Here is a 15428-nt window from a genome sequence, read left to right on the forward strand (position 1 = left end):
AAAATGATTCCTATGAATATGGTGACCCCACCCCCCGAACTCGCGGCTATTACCGCCCTGCAATCCAAACTGGTATCGGCCCTGCGCCCTATCCTCCCCGAACATGCCCTACTGTGGGAGCCTGAGGACACGATCCCTTATGAATGCGATGGCCTAGCAGCTTATCGACGCATGCCCCTGGCAGTAGCTCTGCCAGAAACCGAGGAGCAGGTTGTTCAGATTCTAAAGACTTGCTTTGCGATGCAGGTACCCATCGTCCCCCGCGGATCTGGTACCGGGCTATCGGGTGGTGCCATGCCCATCTCCCAGGGCTTAGTACTTTCATTAGCCAAACTCAAAAAGATCATCAACATTGATCCATTTACTAGAACTGCAGTTGTGCAACCGGGCGTTCGTAATTTAGCGATCTCCGAAGCGGTAGCTCATCTCGGACTGTATTACGCCCCAGATCCATCCTCGCAGATTGCTTGCTCTATTGGCGGGAACGTCAACGAAAACTCCGGTGGTGTGCACTGCCTCAAATATGGTCTGACGCTTCATAATGTTTTAAAAGTGCGCGGCATTTTGATGAGCGGTGAGATCGTAGAGTTCGGCAGTCTTGCACCAGACTCCCCGGGACTCGATTTATTAGCAATCGTGATGGGTAGCGAGGGCATGCTTGCTGTAGTGACTGAAGTCACAGTCAAGCTGGTTGCTAAACCCAAGTTGGCGCGCGTCATTATGGCTAGCTTTGACGATATCGAAAAGGGTGCTGATGCAGTAGCGGCCATTATTGCTGCTGGGATTATTCCAGCCGGCCTAGAGATGATGGACAGAGCTACCACTCGCGCAGTAGAAGAATTTGTTCATGCAGGATATGACCTCGAAGCTGAAACTATTCTGCTTTGCGAATCCGACGGCACGCCTGAAGAGGTTGCGGAAGAAATTGAGCGTATGACCAAAGTTCTAGAGCAAGCTGGCGCTAGCGGTATTCAGATTTCTCAGAACGAAGCGGAGCGTCTGAAGTTTTGGAGTGGTCGTAAAAATGCTTTCCCAGCAGCTGGTCGCTTAGCCGCCGACTATTACTGCATGGATGGCACTATCCCACGCAGAAATATTGGCACTTTACTGAGACGTATCCAGGGTATGGAAAAGAAATATGGTCTTGCCTGCTTAAATGTATTTCATGCGGGTGACGGCAATATGCATCCCCTCATTTTATTTAACGGTGCGGATCAAGAAGAGTGGCATCGCGCTGAAGAATTTGGTACAGAAATTTTAGAAGCCTGTGTTGAGCTTGATGGCACGATCACTGGTGAGCACGGTGTTGGTATTGAAAAAATTAACTCCATGTGCGTTCAATTTGGTGAAGGTGAACGTGAATCATTTTGGGGCGTTAAATCCGCATTTGATCCAGAGCGCTTATTAAATCCTGATAAAGCAATTCCTACTTTGAACCGTTGTGCTGAATATGGCCGCATGCGCATTAGTGGTGGCAACTTACCGCATCCTGAGTTGGAGCGTTTTTAATGTCGGCATCTAGCAATACAAATATTGACTTATTTCAAGAGCAAATTCTGGCGGCAGTTAAAAATAAAACTCCTTTATCCATTCAAGGTGGTGGCACCAAGTCTTGGTATGGGAATGCCAATTCTTATGCCAAGTTAGATACCCGCACTTACTCTGGGATTCTGGAATACCAGCCTGAAGAGCTAGTGATTACTGCGTGCGCCGGTACACCGCTAAAAGAAATTGAAGCCGCTCTAGCCGATAAGAATCAAGTGCTGGCATTTGAGCCGCCTCACTTTGGAGATAGCGCGACTTTTGGTGGAGCGATTGCTGCAGGCTTGGCAGGCCCAGGGCGCATTAGCGCCGGTAATTTACGGGATTTTGTTCTGGGTGCTCGCATCCTAGACGGTAAAGGCCAAGATCTATCCTTTGGCGGCAAGGTGATGAAGAACGTTGCGGGATATGATGTCTCCCGCTTATTACCTGGATCAATGGGAACCTTGTCGCTGTTGCTAGAAGCTTCTGTAAAAGTATTACCGCGACCAGCCGCTACAGCGTCTCTTCGTTGCAACATTACCCAAGCACGCGCACTGCAACTCCTAAATGAATGGGCAGGACAACCATTACCACTCTCAGCAAGCTGCTGGATCGGTAGTTCAATAGGTGGTGATGGTGAACTCACCATTCGCTTAGCTGGTGCTGCTGCTGCAGTCAAAGCAGCAATTCCGATCATGGGCGCAGCTGTCAACGCAAGCGAATTAGAACCTCAATTAGCTTCAGATTTTTGGGCTGCTTTGCGCGAACAGCAATTAGCTGTTTTTTCAAACCTCAATAGTGATGAAACTTTATATCGCCTCGCGCTTCCAGCCGCCTGCGGAACACTTGCTTTTGAAAATGCACATGGTGACATTGCTTTGGAATGGCATGGCCAACAACGCTGGCTAAAGGCACTGGGTGATGATGCAACTTTTACCTCTATCAAGGCCTTAGCTAGCGCTCATGGTGGGCATGCAACTCGGTTTAAGCAAGGAAGCAATATTGATCCAGGCAAGCAACGCTTTACCCTTCTGAGTGAGCAAGTACACTCCACTGCTTTAGAGGCAGTACAAGCGCGTCTCAGAACTGCCTTTGATCCAGCGGGCATATTTGCTACTTCACGTCTTCCCTAAGCTCCTCCTTTAGCACCCTTATGCAAACTCAACTCGCCCCCCAATTCGAAAATACTCCTGAGGGTATTGAAGCTGCCAGAATTCTTGGAAAATGTGTTCACTGCGGCTTCTGCACCGCTACATGCCCTACCTATCAATTACTTGGTGATGAGCTTGATGGTCCTCGAGGTCGCATCTACCTCATCAAGCAAATGGCGGAAGGCCAAGCCCCTACTGAAAAAACACGCCTGCATTTAGATCGCTGCCTGACTTGCCGCAATTGCGAAAGCACTTGCCCTAGTGGCGTGCAATACGGCAACTTAATAGATATTGGTCGTAAGTGGGCAGAAGAAAATACTCCTGAGCGCCCTCTTAGTCAGCGCCTTACCCGCTGGGCTCTGAAAGAGGGTTTAACCAGTCCTAAGTTATTTAACTCCGCAATGGCGATTGGTCGCTTAGTTCGACCACTCATGCCGACTGGTATCCAGCGCAAGATTCCGCAAGCTAAAAATAAAGCACTCAATACAAATACAGATCCCTATGCAAGGCCGCAGACTAGCCATTCACGCAAGATGCTATTGCTCGAGGGCTGCGTTCAACCTGGCATGTTGCCAAACATCAACTCATCAACAGCACGTGTTTTGGATGCCCTTAAGATTCAGTTAATTGCTGCGCCTAACGCCACTTGCTGCGGTGCATTGCGTCACCATCTAAACGATCAAGTGGGCGGCCTAGAAAATGCCAAACAAAATATCGATGCCTGGTGGCCGCAAGTTGAGCAAGGCGTTGAAGCCATTGTGATGACCGCTTCTGGTTGTGGTGTGATGGTTAAAGATTATGGCCATCTACTCTCCAATGATCCGCAATACGCCGCTAAGGCCAAGACCATCTCCGCTCTCACTAAAGATATCTCAGAAATCCTGCCAGCACTTCAGGAAGAGCTCGTTGCCCTAGTGGGTAGTGGTCCAAAACCTGGCGTGGTCTATCACCCACCCTGCACATTGCAACATGGCCAACAAATTCGCGGCAAGGTAGAGGGTCTGTTAGCTGGTATCGGTATTGGAGTGCGCTTATGCGCTGATAGCCACCTCTGCTGCGGTTCAGCGGGAACCTACTCAATAACTCAGCCAGAACTCTCAGAGCAATTACGCCATAACAAATTGACTCATCTCAATGCTGCCTGCGAAGAGTCTGGCGTACAAGTGATTGTCTCCGGAAATATTGGCTGCATCGCCCACCTTCAACAAGATGACACTCCAGTGCTTCATTGGATTGAGATTGTTGACCAACTGATTAATCAACAAAGCCGAACCCAATCATGAGTCAAGTCACCACTAATCTCATGATGGTGAGGCAACGACTTGAGTTGGCAGCCTTGGCAGCGAAACGTGAGCCCGAAGACATCCAACTACTCGCTGTCAGCAAAACCTTTCCAGCTATAGCAATTGAGGAAGCAATGCATGTCGGGCAAATTGCCTTTGGTGAAAATTATGTCCAAGAAGGCGTTGAAAAAATTCAGCAGTTATCCAAATTACGCCCTTGGCTAGAGTGGCATTTTATCGGCCCACTACAAAGCAACAAGACACGTGATGTTGCAGAACACTTTGACTGGGTACACAGCATTGATCGCCTCAAAATTGCAGAACGCCTTTCCACTCAACGTGGAGAATTTTCTAACTTAGGCCCATTACAAGTTTGCGTTCAAATTAATGTCAGCGAAGAAGATAGTAAAAGTGGTATTTCTCTCGAAGAGGTCGACGCTCTTTGCGATGCGATTTCTAAATTACCTCATTTAGTTCTTCGTGGACTCATGGCTATCCCTGCACCTAGCGATGATGTCAACCAACAACGTCAATCTTTTGCAGCCGTTCGAGAATGTTTTGTTGGGATTAAGGCCAAGCATATTAGTGATGTTGGATATGATTTCTTTGATACGCTCTCCATGGGGATGTCTGATGATCTGGAGGCTGCGGTCACTGAAGGCAGCACTATAGTGCGTATCGGTAGCGCCATTTTTGGGAAGCGCGATAAGATTAAGGCATGAGCACACAACAAACAAACCAAAATGCCCACATTACCTTCGTTGGGGGTGGCAACATGGGCCGCGCTTTAATTAGCGGCTTACTGGCCAATGGTTTTGAGGCTAATCAACTGTCTGTAGTCGAGGCTAATGCCAGCACTGGCTTGCAGTTGCACCAAGATTTTGGTGTGCAGATCATTGGTGCTTTAGATCAAATTGCTTTTAACTTCTCTAAAAACAATGTTGTGATCATGGCGATTAAGCCCCAAGACTTTAATTTGGTAGCCAAGTCTTTAAGTACAAAACTCAAGCATGCCACTGCACCAGGTCTACTCATTCTCAGTATTGCTGCAGGCATTCGCCTTAAAGATATGAGTCGTTGGCTTGATCATGAGCGTTGTGTACGTGCGATGCCTAATACCCCAGCATTAATTGGTAAGGGCATTACTGGGCTATTTGCTGATGCTACCGTCAATGCTGCCGACCGCGCCTTAGCTGAAACCATCTGTAATGCAGTAGGTCAAACTGTCTGGGTGAATGAAGAAAAACTCATGGATGCGGTTACCGCTGTTTCTGGAAGTGGTCCTGCCTATGTTTTTGCTTTTTTAGAGGCCATGCAATCGAGTGGTGAGAAACTTGGTTTGGATTCGGCCACAGCTCGCAAACTTGCTTATGCTACTTTAGAGGGTGCTTCGCAATTAGCCCATAACTCAGATGAGCATGCAGGTGTACTACGTGAACGTGTCACCTCCAAGGGTGGTACTACTGCTGCTGCACTGGATATGCTTAAGGAACTTGATTGGCATGGCGCACTTGAAAAAGCGATTGAAGCAGCAAATCAACGTGGCAAAACCATGGGTGATGAATTAGGTAAGACCTAATAAGATTCCCAGAAATAGGAATCCACCCAACCAGTTGTTGTGGCGAAATGCCTTGAAGCAATCTTCCCGCTTACGACTAGCCACTAACTTCAGGTGATATACGGCGCAGGCTACAGCGAAGCACCAACCCACCCAAAAGTAATTATTCAGATTGGCTAGTTGAGCAACCCAAATCTGACTCAAGAATAACGCGCAGTAACTCAGGGCAATTGCAAGCACATCAAAGCGGCCAAAGGTAATTGCTGAGGTACGCAAACCCAAACGTAAATCATCATCACGATCGACCATCGCATAAGCGGTGTCATAGGCAATAGCCCAGAAGATGTTGCCCACAAACAAAATCCAAGCCTCCATTGGAATAAAACCCAATACGGCAGCATAGGCCATTGGAATTCCAAAGCCAAAGGCAATGCCCAGAACTGCTTGCGGAATCGCAAAGAAACGTTTAGTGAAAGGATAAATAATCGCAACTGCTAAGGCGAAGAAAGAGAGATCTTGAGTTAAAGCATTCAGGGGTTGAATCAGTATGTAGGCTATCAATGCCAAGGTAGCTGCTACAGCTAACGCCTCTTTTCCAAAAATCTTGCCACTCGTAATAGGTCGCTCTTTAGTTCTCAAAACATGGCGATCAAAATCTTGATCCGCATAGTCATTCATAGCGCACCCGGCGCTACGCATTAACCATGTTCCAAGAGAAAAAATAAGAAGTAGATGCCATTCAGGTAGACCGCCACTTGCCAGCCAAAGTGCCCACAAAGTTGGCCACAACAGCAGTAGCGTTCCGATCGGTTTATCCAGGCGGATCAGGTAGGCGTAAGCAACAATACGATCGCGCATCAGATAAATAGCCTTTCTTTATTGGCAATCATAGTCATGGTGCAATTATCAAGCTTTTAGAAACTCAGTGCGAGAGCCAAGCCAACGCTCCAGATGTCTTTCCACCAAGTCGCCATGCTCAGCTAGCAGACGCTCTGCCGCTGTCTGAGCCAACTCAATCAGCCATGCATCCCGTTGCAGGTCGACAAATCGCAACATCGCATCCCCAGATTGTTTGGCTCCCAATAGTTCACCTGGGCCACGAAGCGATAAGTCGCGCTCTGCTATTACGAATCCATCTGACGTTTCTCTTAAAGTTTGTAAGCGCTCTTTGGCGGCCATGGATAGAGGTTCTGCATACATCAAAATACAAACTGAATCCGCCGAACCGCGCCCAACACGCCCGCGCAACTGATGAATCTGTGCGTAGCCAAAACGTTCAGCGTGCTCAATTACCATCAGCGCCGCATTGGGCACATCCACTCCAACTTCAATCACGGTTGTCGCTACCAGTAACTGGATTTCATTAGCCTTGAAAGCTGCCATTACTGCAGCCTTTTCTTCACTCTTTAAACGACCATGGACTAGACCAACCTTGAAATTCGGCAATGCTTGTGTAAGTTGCTCAAAACTTTCAACCGCTGTTTGCAATTGCAAGACTTCAGACTCCTCAATCAAAGGACAAACCCAATAGGCTTGCAATCCCTTAACCAACCAATCATGTAGTCCACCAATCACCTCATCCCTGCGCGCTGCCTTCACTACCTTAGTGGCAATTGGTTTGCGGCCGGGAGGTAATTCATCTATTACAGAAACGTCTAAGTCAGCGTAGTAGGTCATTGCCAGAGTCCGTGGAATCGGAGTAGCCGACATCATCAACTGGTGACAATAAAAAAGTTCCGAGCCAACACGTTGCTGAATCTCTAAACGCTGTCTCACACCAAAACGGTGTTGCTCATCAATGACTGCTAAGCCCAACTTGGCAAAACTCACCTTATCCTGAATGAGGGCATGCGTACCAATAATGAGTTGAGCCTCACCGCTCTCAATTATTTCTTGTGCGAGTCGTTTCTCCTTAGCTTTCAAACTACCCGAAAGCCATGCAATCTTTACCCCTAAAGGCCCAAACCACTCCTGCATTTTGAGATAGTGTTGCTCCGCCAAAATCTCTGTCGGCGCCATGATGGCCGCTTGATAGCCATGATCCATAGCACGTGCAGCGGCTAAAGCTGCAATCACCGTTTTACCGCTACCAACATCACCTTGCAATAAGCGGTTCATTGGAAAGGTGTTTGATAAATCGACTCTAATCTCCGACCAGACACGAGCTTGAGCACCTGTCAGCTCGAAGGGCAAGACTGTCAGTAAGCCATCTTCAATGCTGTTTTTTATTTTGTTTATTTTGCTTGCCTTGCTTGCTTGCTGACCCTTCACAAAACTAGGGGCTCGCCTTTCTCTTCGGATAGCATGCGCCCGCTTTAAAGAAATCTGCTGGGCTAGCAATTCTTCAAACTGCACGCGCCGCCAAGCTGGATGAGTACGCTCCAATAATGATTGGGTATTGGCATCAGCAGGTGGCTGGTGCAAATAGGTAATTGCATCTTGTAGTGGTGGCCAATCATTTGTCGGCAGAATTTCTGCCATGAGTTTGGATGGCAGAAATTCCGCCAAACTTTCTTTTAAGCTTGCATCTTGAAGGGCCTTAAGCACCGCCTTACGAATAATGGTTTGCGAGATTCCAGCGCTGGCTGGATAAACGGGGGTCAGGCTCGCTGGCAATGGTGCCTCTGGAATAACTGCACGCACAGTAGGGTGAACTATCTCCGCACCTTGATAGCTCTCTCGAATTTCACCCCGCACACGAATATGACTACCGACTGCCATTTGCTTTTGCTGGCTAGGATAAAAATTGAGAAAACGCAGTTGTAACGAAGCAGTCTCATCTTCAATCGTGACCAGGAGCTGCCTTCTGGGGCGAAACGTCACCTGATTACGAATCACAAGGCCCTGAGTCTGAATCGAATGAAATCTCCCAAGACCCAAGGCTTCCTCGATGGTAAAGAGCTCTGTCTCATCCTCGTAGCGGGATGGCAGGTGCAAAGCAAGGGCCATAGGGCTGTTTAAACCCATCTTTTCGAGTGCAGTTGGCGGTCGCTTAGTCGTCATCGTTAAAATCCAATACCTGATGGTAATGCTATGCAACTTTCCGACTTCAATTACGACCTCCCGCCCGAACTCATTGCCCAGCACCCGCTAGCAAATAGAACGGATAGCCGCCTCTTAGAGCTGAATATAGAGGGGGATAATGTCGCCCAATTGATTGATAGGCAATTCCCAGACATCCTGAAGCTAGTAAAACCTGGGGATTTACTAGTCTTTAATGACACCAAAGTCATTCCTGCTCGCCTGCATGGCAAAAAAGAGACGGGTGGCAATGTAGAGCTCCTGATTGAACGCATCAGCGGAGATAAACAAGCCTGGGTACAAATCAGAGCCTCTAAAGTTCCTAAGACCGGCAGCATTGTTCATGTGCACAATCAGGCTGGCGAAACTTTCCCCGTTGAAATGATTGGCTGCGACGGCCGATTCTATGAAGTGCGCTTCCCTGAGAATGTATTTGACTTGTTGGAGCGCTTTGGTGAGCTACCTCTGCCACCCTACATCGAGCATCAGCCAGATCAAGAGGATGCCAATCGCTATCAGACTGTTGTCGCCAAGAATCCCGGTGCCGTAGCAGCTCCTACGGCAGGCTTGCACTTTGATGAAGCCATTCTCAAGCAACTCAGTGAGCTCGGCGTTAAACAGGCCACAGTCACTCTGCATGTGGGCGCAGGCACCTTTACACCAGTTCGCGAGGAAGATCTTAGCAAACACAAGATGCATTATGAGTGGTTTTCAATTCCTACAGAAACTCTCGATGCAATTAAGGCTACCCAGCAGGCAGGCGGCAGAGTCATTGCAGTAGGCACAACTAGCCTGCGCGCCCTAGAGAGTCAGGCTCAAACCCAGCAGACTAGCGGCGAAACCAACTTATTTATTACGCCTGGTTACACATTCAAAACCGTAGATTGCCTACTCACCAACTTTCATCTGCCAAAATCGACTCTACTGATGTTGGTCAGCGCTTTTGCTGGTGTAGACAATATCCGCAATGCCTATCAACATGCCATTCAGAATAAATATCGCTTTTTTAGCTACGGCGATGCGATGTTCTTAAGCCGTCTTAACTAAACAAGCTCATGACAAAACCCGTTCACTTTAATATCCTCGCGCGTGACTCTGCCAGCCCCGCTCGCCTTGGTCAGCTTGAGCTTCCTCACGGCAGCGTTCAAACACCAATATTTATGCCAGTGGGAACTTATGGCACCGTGAAGGCGATGACGCCACGCGATCTTCATGAGGCTAAAGCCCAAATTATTTTGGGCAATACCTTTCATCTGTGGCTGCGACCTGGCTTAGATGTTGTGAAGAAGCATGGTGGCTTACACCGCTTCATGGGCTGGGATAAGCCAATCCTCACTGACTCTGGCGGTTTTCAGGTCTTTAGCCTAGGAGCGCTCAGGAAAATTTCCGAGGAAGGCGTTACCTTTGCGTCTCCGATCAATGGCGATAAATTATTTATGTCGCCAGAAGTGTCAATGGAAATTCAAGCAGTACTTAATAGCGATATCGCGATGCAGTTTGATGAATGTACTCCTTACGAAATCAAGGGTCAGGCAACCTCAGAAAAAACTGCGCGCGCCTCATTAGAAATGTCACTGCGCTGGGGTGATCGCTCCTTAAAACGCTTTCGCGAGCTCGAGACTGGCAATGGCCTTTTTGGCATCGTCCAAGGCGGCATGTTTGAAAACCTCCGTGAATTCTCCCTAGATGCCGTAAGTCAGCAGGGCTTTGATGGCATTGCGATCGGCGGTCTCTCGGTTGGCGAACCCAAGCCCGAGTTTGAGCGCATCCTCAATTTTACAGCCCCGAAGCTTCCAGAACACATGCCCCATTACTTAATGGGTGTTGGCACTCCTGAAGACCTGATGCTAGGCGTCAGTCTGGGTATTGATATGTTTGACTGCGTCATGCCGACCCGTAACGCCCGCAATGGCTGGCTCTTTACCCGCTTTGGTGACCTCAAGCTGCGTAATTCAGGGTACAAGGACGATGATCGCCCTGTCGACCCTACCTGTGCTTGCTACACCTGTAAAAATTTCACCAGATCCTACTTAAATCACCTCCAAAAGGCGAATGAGATCTTGGGGTCGCAGCTCAATACCATCCACAATCTCTCGTATTACCTACAGTTGATGGAAGAGGTCCGAGAATCCCTAGCTAAAGACCGTTTTAGCGCCTATCGCGAGGAATTTCATCGGAATCGCCAACGCGGCGTAGAACCCGGACAGGATTAATAGACCCAAGGGCGTAAATAAGCCCTCAAAGCCCCATACAGTTTAGAATTGCGGGTTTACGGCTTCGCTTTAAAAGCCTAAAACTGAAGTAGTTTCTTGAAGCAGTTTTCAACTGGTAATTAACGGAGGTTTTGTATGTGGATTAGTAACGCTTTTGCCCAGGCTCCAGCCGCGGGCGCAGATTCTGGTGGCTTGATGAGCTTCCTTCCCCTTGTGTTGATGTTTGCAGTCTTGTACTTCATCATGATTCGCCCACAAATGAAGCGTCAAAAAGAAACTAAGGCAATGCTGGAGTCTCTTTCGGTTGGCGACGAGGTAGTCACTGTTGGCGGCATCATTGGCAAAGTAACTGCATTAAAAATCCAAGTAGTGACTGTTGAAATTGCTGCTGGTACTCAAGTGCAAATGCAAAAAGGCGCCATCACAACAGTATTGCCAAAAGGCTCACTGAAGTCTGCTTAATACGCTTGTTTAAAAGTACCTCAATATGAATCGTTACCCTCTCTGGAAATACATAGTCATCCTCTTTGCTTTATTGATCGGGGGACTATATTCATTGCCCAATTTCTACGGAGAGGCGCCAGCGGTCCAAGTCTCGTCCGCCAAGCCAACCATCAAGGTTGATTTGGCGACACAGTCTCGAGTGGAAAAGATTCTGGCTGATGACAACATCGGTAGCACTGGCATCTTCTTTGAATCCACAGGTAGCGTGGGTTCAATCAAAATTCGTTTTAACAATACCGACATCCAACTTCGTGCACGCGACTTGCTACAACAGAAATTGAACATCGATCAAAACGAACCTAATTTCACAGTCGCATTAAACCTTCTCTCCAATACTCCGAGCTGGTTGAATGCGCTGAATGCTTTACCAATGCCACTTGGTCTTGACTTGCGTGGCGGCGTTTACTTCCTGCTGCAGGTGGATATGAAGGGCGCAGTTCAAAAGAAGGTAACTTCTTTGGCAACCGATATTCGCAGCCAGTTACGCGACAAATCGATTCGCCAGCAAGGTATTGAGCGTGGTTCGGGCTCCATCACTTTGACTTTCGGCAGCATTGATGACGCAGAGAAGGCGCGTTCTGTATTGATGACTAGCCAGCCTGAGCTCATTTGGCAAATTAAGCCTACCGGCTTATCTCCAAAACTGCTTGGTGAATTTAAACCGACTGCCTTGAAAGAAATTCAAGATAACGCGGTAAAACAAAATATCGTCACACTCAATAAGCGTGTGAATGAATTAGCGGTTAAAGAGCCAGTGATTCAACAACAAGGTGCGGAGCGAATTGTTGTACAACTTCCGGGCGTGCAAGATACTGCACGTGCCAAGGACATCATTGGTCGTACTGCAACTTTGGAGTCTAGGCTAGCTGACCCCATCGTTTCGACTATCGCCATTGGTGAGACTCCACCTCCAGGCATGGATGTATTCCGCTTCGGCGAGAACCGTCAGGGCGTATTCAAAAAATCAGTCATTTTCAGTGGTGATCGCATTACCGATGCGAGCGCTGGCTTCGATCAAAATCAGCGCCCTGCTGTCAACATCTCCTTAGATGCCGCCGGTGGTCGCGTGATGCAAGAAGTAACCCGTGAAAACATCGGCAAACCGATGGGCATGATCTTGTTTGAAAAAGGTAAGGGTGAGGTTCTCACGATTGCCACGATTCAAGGTGAGTTTGGCTCTAAGTTTCAAATTACTGGCCAACCAACTACCGAGAGTGCAAATGACTTAGCCCTCTTGTTGCGCGCAGGCTCATTAGCAGCGCCAATGGAAATCATTGAAGAGCGTACGATTGGACCAAGCCTAGGCGCAGAAAATATTGAGAAGGGATTCAAGTCCCTGATCATTGGCTTTGGAGCAATCTCCATTTTCATGATTGCTTACTACCTCTTATTTGGCACTTTCTCAGTAGTAGCTCTGGCAGTGAACTTGCTACTCTTGATTTCTGTGCTGTCGATGCTTCAGGCCACCTTGACCTTACCAGGAATTGCTGCGATGGCATTGGCGCTCGGTATGGCGATTGACTCCAATGTGTTGATTAACGAACGTATTCGCGAGGAGCTGCGTAACGGCGCTGCCCCACAAACAGCGATTGCTGTTGGCTTTGATAAGGCCTGGGCAACTATTTTGGATTCAAATGTCACTACCTTAATCGCTGGTCTTGCATTACTGGCATTTGGCTCTGGTCCAATTAAAGGCTTCGCAGTAGTACATTGCCTTGGCATTTTGACTTCCATGTTTTCAGCAGTCTTTTTCTCACGTGGCCTAGTTAACCTTTGGTACGGCAGAGGTAAAAAAGTTCAGAAACTCGCTATCGGCCAAGTTTGGCGCCCAAAGGAGAAATAAGCCATGGAATTTTTCCGGATCAAAAAAGACATTCCCTTTATGCGCCATGCATTGGCGCTCAATGCGGTTTCTTTAGTCACCTTCTTAGCTGCTGTTTTCTTCCTCTGGCATAACGGTCTTCACTTATCAATTGAGTTCACCGGCGGTACGGTAATGGAAGTAGCTTACCCACAGACCGCCCCCTTAGATTCGATCAGAGCGAACGTTGAGAAATTAGGTTACGCCGACACACAGATTCAGAACTTTGGTAGCTCGCGCGATGTAATGATTCGCCTGCCGCTACAAAAGGATACTGAAGGAAAAATGATTTCCTCTGCAGATCAAAGTGCAGCCGTCATGCAAGCACTTGAGCCGGCAACCTCAGGCGTCAAGTTACAGCGCGTTGAGTTCGTTGGCCCCCAGGTTGGACGAGAGCTGGCGATAGATGGATTAATGGCGCTGCTATTTGTGATCATCGGCATCGTGGTTTACCTTTCATTCCGCTTTGAGTGGAAATTTGCTGTTGCCGGCATCATTGCGAATTTACATGACATCGTGATTATTCTCGGCTTCTTTGCCTTCTTCCAGTGGGAGTTCTCGCTCTCCGTCTTAGCTGCGGTACTAGCTGTATTGGGCTACTCAGTAAATGAGTCAGTGGTGATCTTTGACCGTATTCGTGAAAACTTCCGTAAATACCGCAAGATGAATACCCGCGAGATTATTGATAATGCTATTACGAGCACGATTAGTCGTACGGTAATTACTCACGGTAGTACTGAGATGATGGTTTTGGCGATGTTGATTTTTGGTGGCCCCACCCTCTTTTACTTTGCTCTAGCGCTCACCATTGGTATTTTGTTTGGTATCTACTCTTCAGTATTCGTGGCAGCAGCTCTAGCCATGTGGCTTGGTGTAACACGCGAAGATTTAGTGAAGGGCGATAAAAAGCCAGATGATGTTACGCGCAATGATGACCCCAACTTTGGGGCTCAGGTTTAATAATTCAATCTGAGTTAATGTAAGTCCTCAAGGGCGGCCATAATCTTTTGGGTCGCGCCTTGATGCTGGAGCGCATAAGACTTTGCAGCACTGGACATCATCGCCAATTCGGCGGTATTCAATAGCAACTCTTTTAAAGCTTCCACAAGAGCAACGGGTTCACCCTGGATACGCTTGGCAGCACCCATGTCGATGGCATCGAGAGCGGCCTGCTGGAAGTTATAAGTATGTTCACCGAGCAAAACTGGACAGCCGGCAGCACAAGCTTCAATCAAGTTTTGGCCACCAAAGGGGAGTAAGCTGCCGCCCATGACCACCAAGTCAGCAGCGCTGTAATACATTGGCATCTCACCCATGGTGTCTCCCAGAATTACATCTACGCCAGCATCGCCCTTTGGCGTATCAATCCATTCCGAGCGGCATCGAAATGTCAGGCCTGCATCCTGAATTTGATTGGCCACTTCAGAGAAGCGCTCAGGATGACGTGGAACTAAACAGAGCAAAGGGGCAACCTGAAAAGTGTTGCCAAATAAGAGATCTTTCCAAGCCTTCAGAATAATTGCCTCTTCGCCATCACGAGTACTAGCAGCGCAGACCATTAAGCGTTGTTTGCTTTGGAGCTCTTGCTTCCAAGCTTTACCTTGCTGAATTAAGCTGGGATCCAGTGGCACGTCAAACTTCAGGTTACCAACAATCTTCACCTGCTTAACGCCGAGACCACGATACCGATCAGCATCCAATTGTGTTTGAGCCAAGATACCTGAAAATGCTTGGAATAAAGACCTTCCCGCATTACCAAATCGCTTCACGCGACGAGCACTTCGTTCAGATAGACGTGCGTTTACTAAAAATAATGGCAGGCCAATTTCTGCACAATAAAACACCATGGTTGGCCAAGCTTCGGTCTCCATAAATAAACCGAACTTCGGTTTAAATGCACGAATGAAATTAGCAACAGACCAGCAGAGGTCATAGGGTAGATAGACTTGATGTAACTGACCTGCGGCAATTTCCTTCACGAATAGAGTAGCACCAGTGCGGCGACCATTGAGTGTCATATGCGTCAATAGAATCGTCTCGCCACGGGCTAAATAAGCTTCCACCAACGGTTGAGCTGCCCTAGTCTCGCCAACAGATACCGCATGAATCCATATAGATCCCTGAGTAGTTGTTTTGCCATAAGAAAAACCTAGGCGCTCAGAGAAGTGATTTAAATATTCAGAGGAATGGCGTGCGCGCCAAGCCAGGCGAATAAATGCAAAAGGCAGAAGCAGATGCCAAAGCAGTTGATAAACAGCGAACCAGATCTTGGGGCGAGCACCGTATTGCAAATCCTGCAGTGCGGGCCCAAGG

General features: G+C 48.1%; 13 protein-coding genes. 10 read left to right on the plus strand and 3 right to left on the minus strand.

The features are described 5' to 3' along the window. Window positions 1-3 precede the first annotated feature (3 nt). From C2747_RS09005 to proC, 5 genes are read left to right on the plus strand one after another with little or no spacing between them, the layout of a single operon-like run. Entirely contained in the window at window positions 4-1509 is a 1506-nt protein-coding gene (locus tag C2747_RS09005; protein WP_215333151.1) for an FAD-linked oxidase C-terminal domain-containing protein, read from the plus strand. After that, a complete protein-coding gene (gene glcE / locus C2747_RS09010; protein ID WP_215331409.1) occupies window positions 1509-2657 on the plus strand; it encodes a glycolate oxidase subunit GlcE in 1149 nt (382 codons plus the stop codon). The genes C2747_RS09005 and glcE overlap by 1 nt, the downstream gene beginning before the upstream one ends. A 20-nt stretch (window positions 2658-2677) precedes the next feature. After that, window positions 2678-3958, plus strand: coding sequence for a glycolate oxidase subunit GlcF (gene glcF / locus C2747_RS09015; protein ID WP_215331411.1), 1281 nt, complete (start codon window positions 2678-2680; stop codon window positions 3956-3958). Then, window positions 3955-4680 (plus strand): YggS family pyridoxal phosphate-dependent enzyme, encoded by a 726-nt coding sequence (locus C2747_RS09020; protein ID WP_215331413.1) that lies wholly within the window; start codon window positions 3955-3957, stop codon window positions 4678-4680. Before glcF ends, C2747_RS09020 begins: the two co-directional genes overlap by 4 nt. Next, entirely contained in the window at window positions 4677-5537 is an 861-nt protein-coding gene (gene proC, locus C2747_RS09025) for a pyrroline-5-carboxylate reductase (protein WP_215331415.1), read from the plus strand. The genes C2747_RS09020 and proC overlap by 4 nt, the downstream gene beginning before the upstream one ends. Here proC and ubiA read toward each other — a convergent pair. Together ubiA and recG are read right to left on the minus strand one after the other, a co-directional pair. After that, the gene (gene ubiA, locus C2747_RS09030; RefSeq protein WP_215331417.1) at window positions 5523-6374 is read right to left on the minus strand and encodes a 4-hydroxybenzoate octaprenyltransferase; all 852 of its coding nucleotides are present in this window, start codon (window positions 6372-6374) and stop codon (window positions 5523-5525) included. The genes proC and ubiA overlap by 15 nt on opposite strands. Window positions 6375-6422: 48 nt before the next feature. Beyond that, window positions 6423-8519 (minus strand): ATP-dependent DNA helicase RecG, encoded by a 2097-nt coding sequence (gene recG, locus C2747_RS09035; RefSeq protein WP_215331419.1) that lies wholly within the window; start codon window positions 8517-8519, stop codon window positions 6423-6425. Between the two features lie 30 nt (window positions 8520-8549). On the opposite strand from recG, the gene queA reads away from it, so the two are divergent. From queA to secF, 5 genes are all read left to right on the plus strand, one after another. Next, window positions 8550-9584 (plus strand): tRNA preQ1(34) S-adenosylmethionine ribosyltransferase-isomerase QueA, encoded by a 1035-nt coding sequence (queA, locus tag C2747_RS09040; protein WP_215331421.1) that lies wholly within the window; start codon window positions 8550-8552, stop codon window positions 9582-9584. An 8-nt stretch (window positions 9585-9592) separates the two neighbouring features. After that, entirely contained in the window at window positions 9593-10750 is a 1158-nt protein-coding gene (tgt, locus tag C2747_RS09045; RefSeq protein ID WP_215331423.1) for a tRNA guanosine(34) transglycosylase Tgt, read from the plus strand. Window positions 10751-10885: 135 nt separating this feature from the next. Further along, the gene (gene yajC, locus C2747_RS09050; RefSeq protein ID WP_215331425.1) at window positions 10886-11212 is read left to right on the plus strand and encodes a preprotein translocase subunit YajC; all 327 of its coding nucleotides are present in this window, start codon (window positions 10886-10888) and stop codon (window positions 11210-11212) included. A 25-nt stretch (window positions 11213-11237) separates the two neighbouring features. Beyond that, window positions 11238-13097 (plus strand): protein translocase subunit SecD, encoded by a 1860-nt coding sequence (gene secD, locus C2747_RS09055; protein ID WP_215331427.1) that lies wholly within the window; start codon window positions 11238-11240, stop codon window positions 13095-13097. A gap of 3 nt (window positions 13098-13100) precedes the next feature. After that, the gene (gene secF / locus C2747_RS09060) at window positions 13101-14075 is read left to right on the plus strand and encodes a protein translocase subunit SecF (RefSeq protein ID WP_215331429.1); all 975 of its coding nucleotides are present in this window, start codon (window positions 13101-13103) and stop codon (window positions 14073-14075) included. A gap of 14 nt (window positions 14076-14089) precedes the next feature. Here secF and C2747_RS09065 read toward each other — a convergent pair whose 3' ends face one another. Further along, the gene (locus C2747_RS09065) at window positions 14090-15406 is read right to left on the minus strand and encodes a 3-deoxy-D-manno-octulosonic acid transferase (RefSeq protein WP_433915518.1); all 1317 of its coding nucleotides are present in this window, start codon (window positions 15404-15406) and stop codon (window positions 14090-14092) included. Window positions 15407-15428: the final 22 nt, after the last annotated feature.

Source organism: Polynucleobacter corsicus (genome assembly GCF_018688255.1).
Classification (GTDB): Bacteria; Pseudomonadota; Gammaproteobacteria; order Burkholderiales; family Burkholderiaceae; genus Polynucleobacter; species Polynucleobacter corsicus.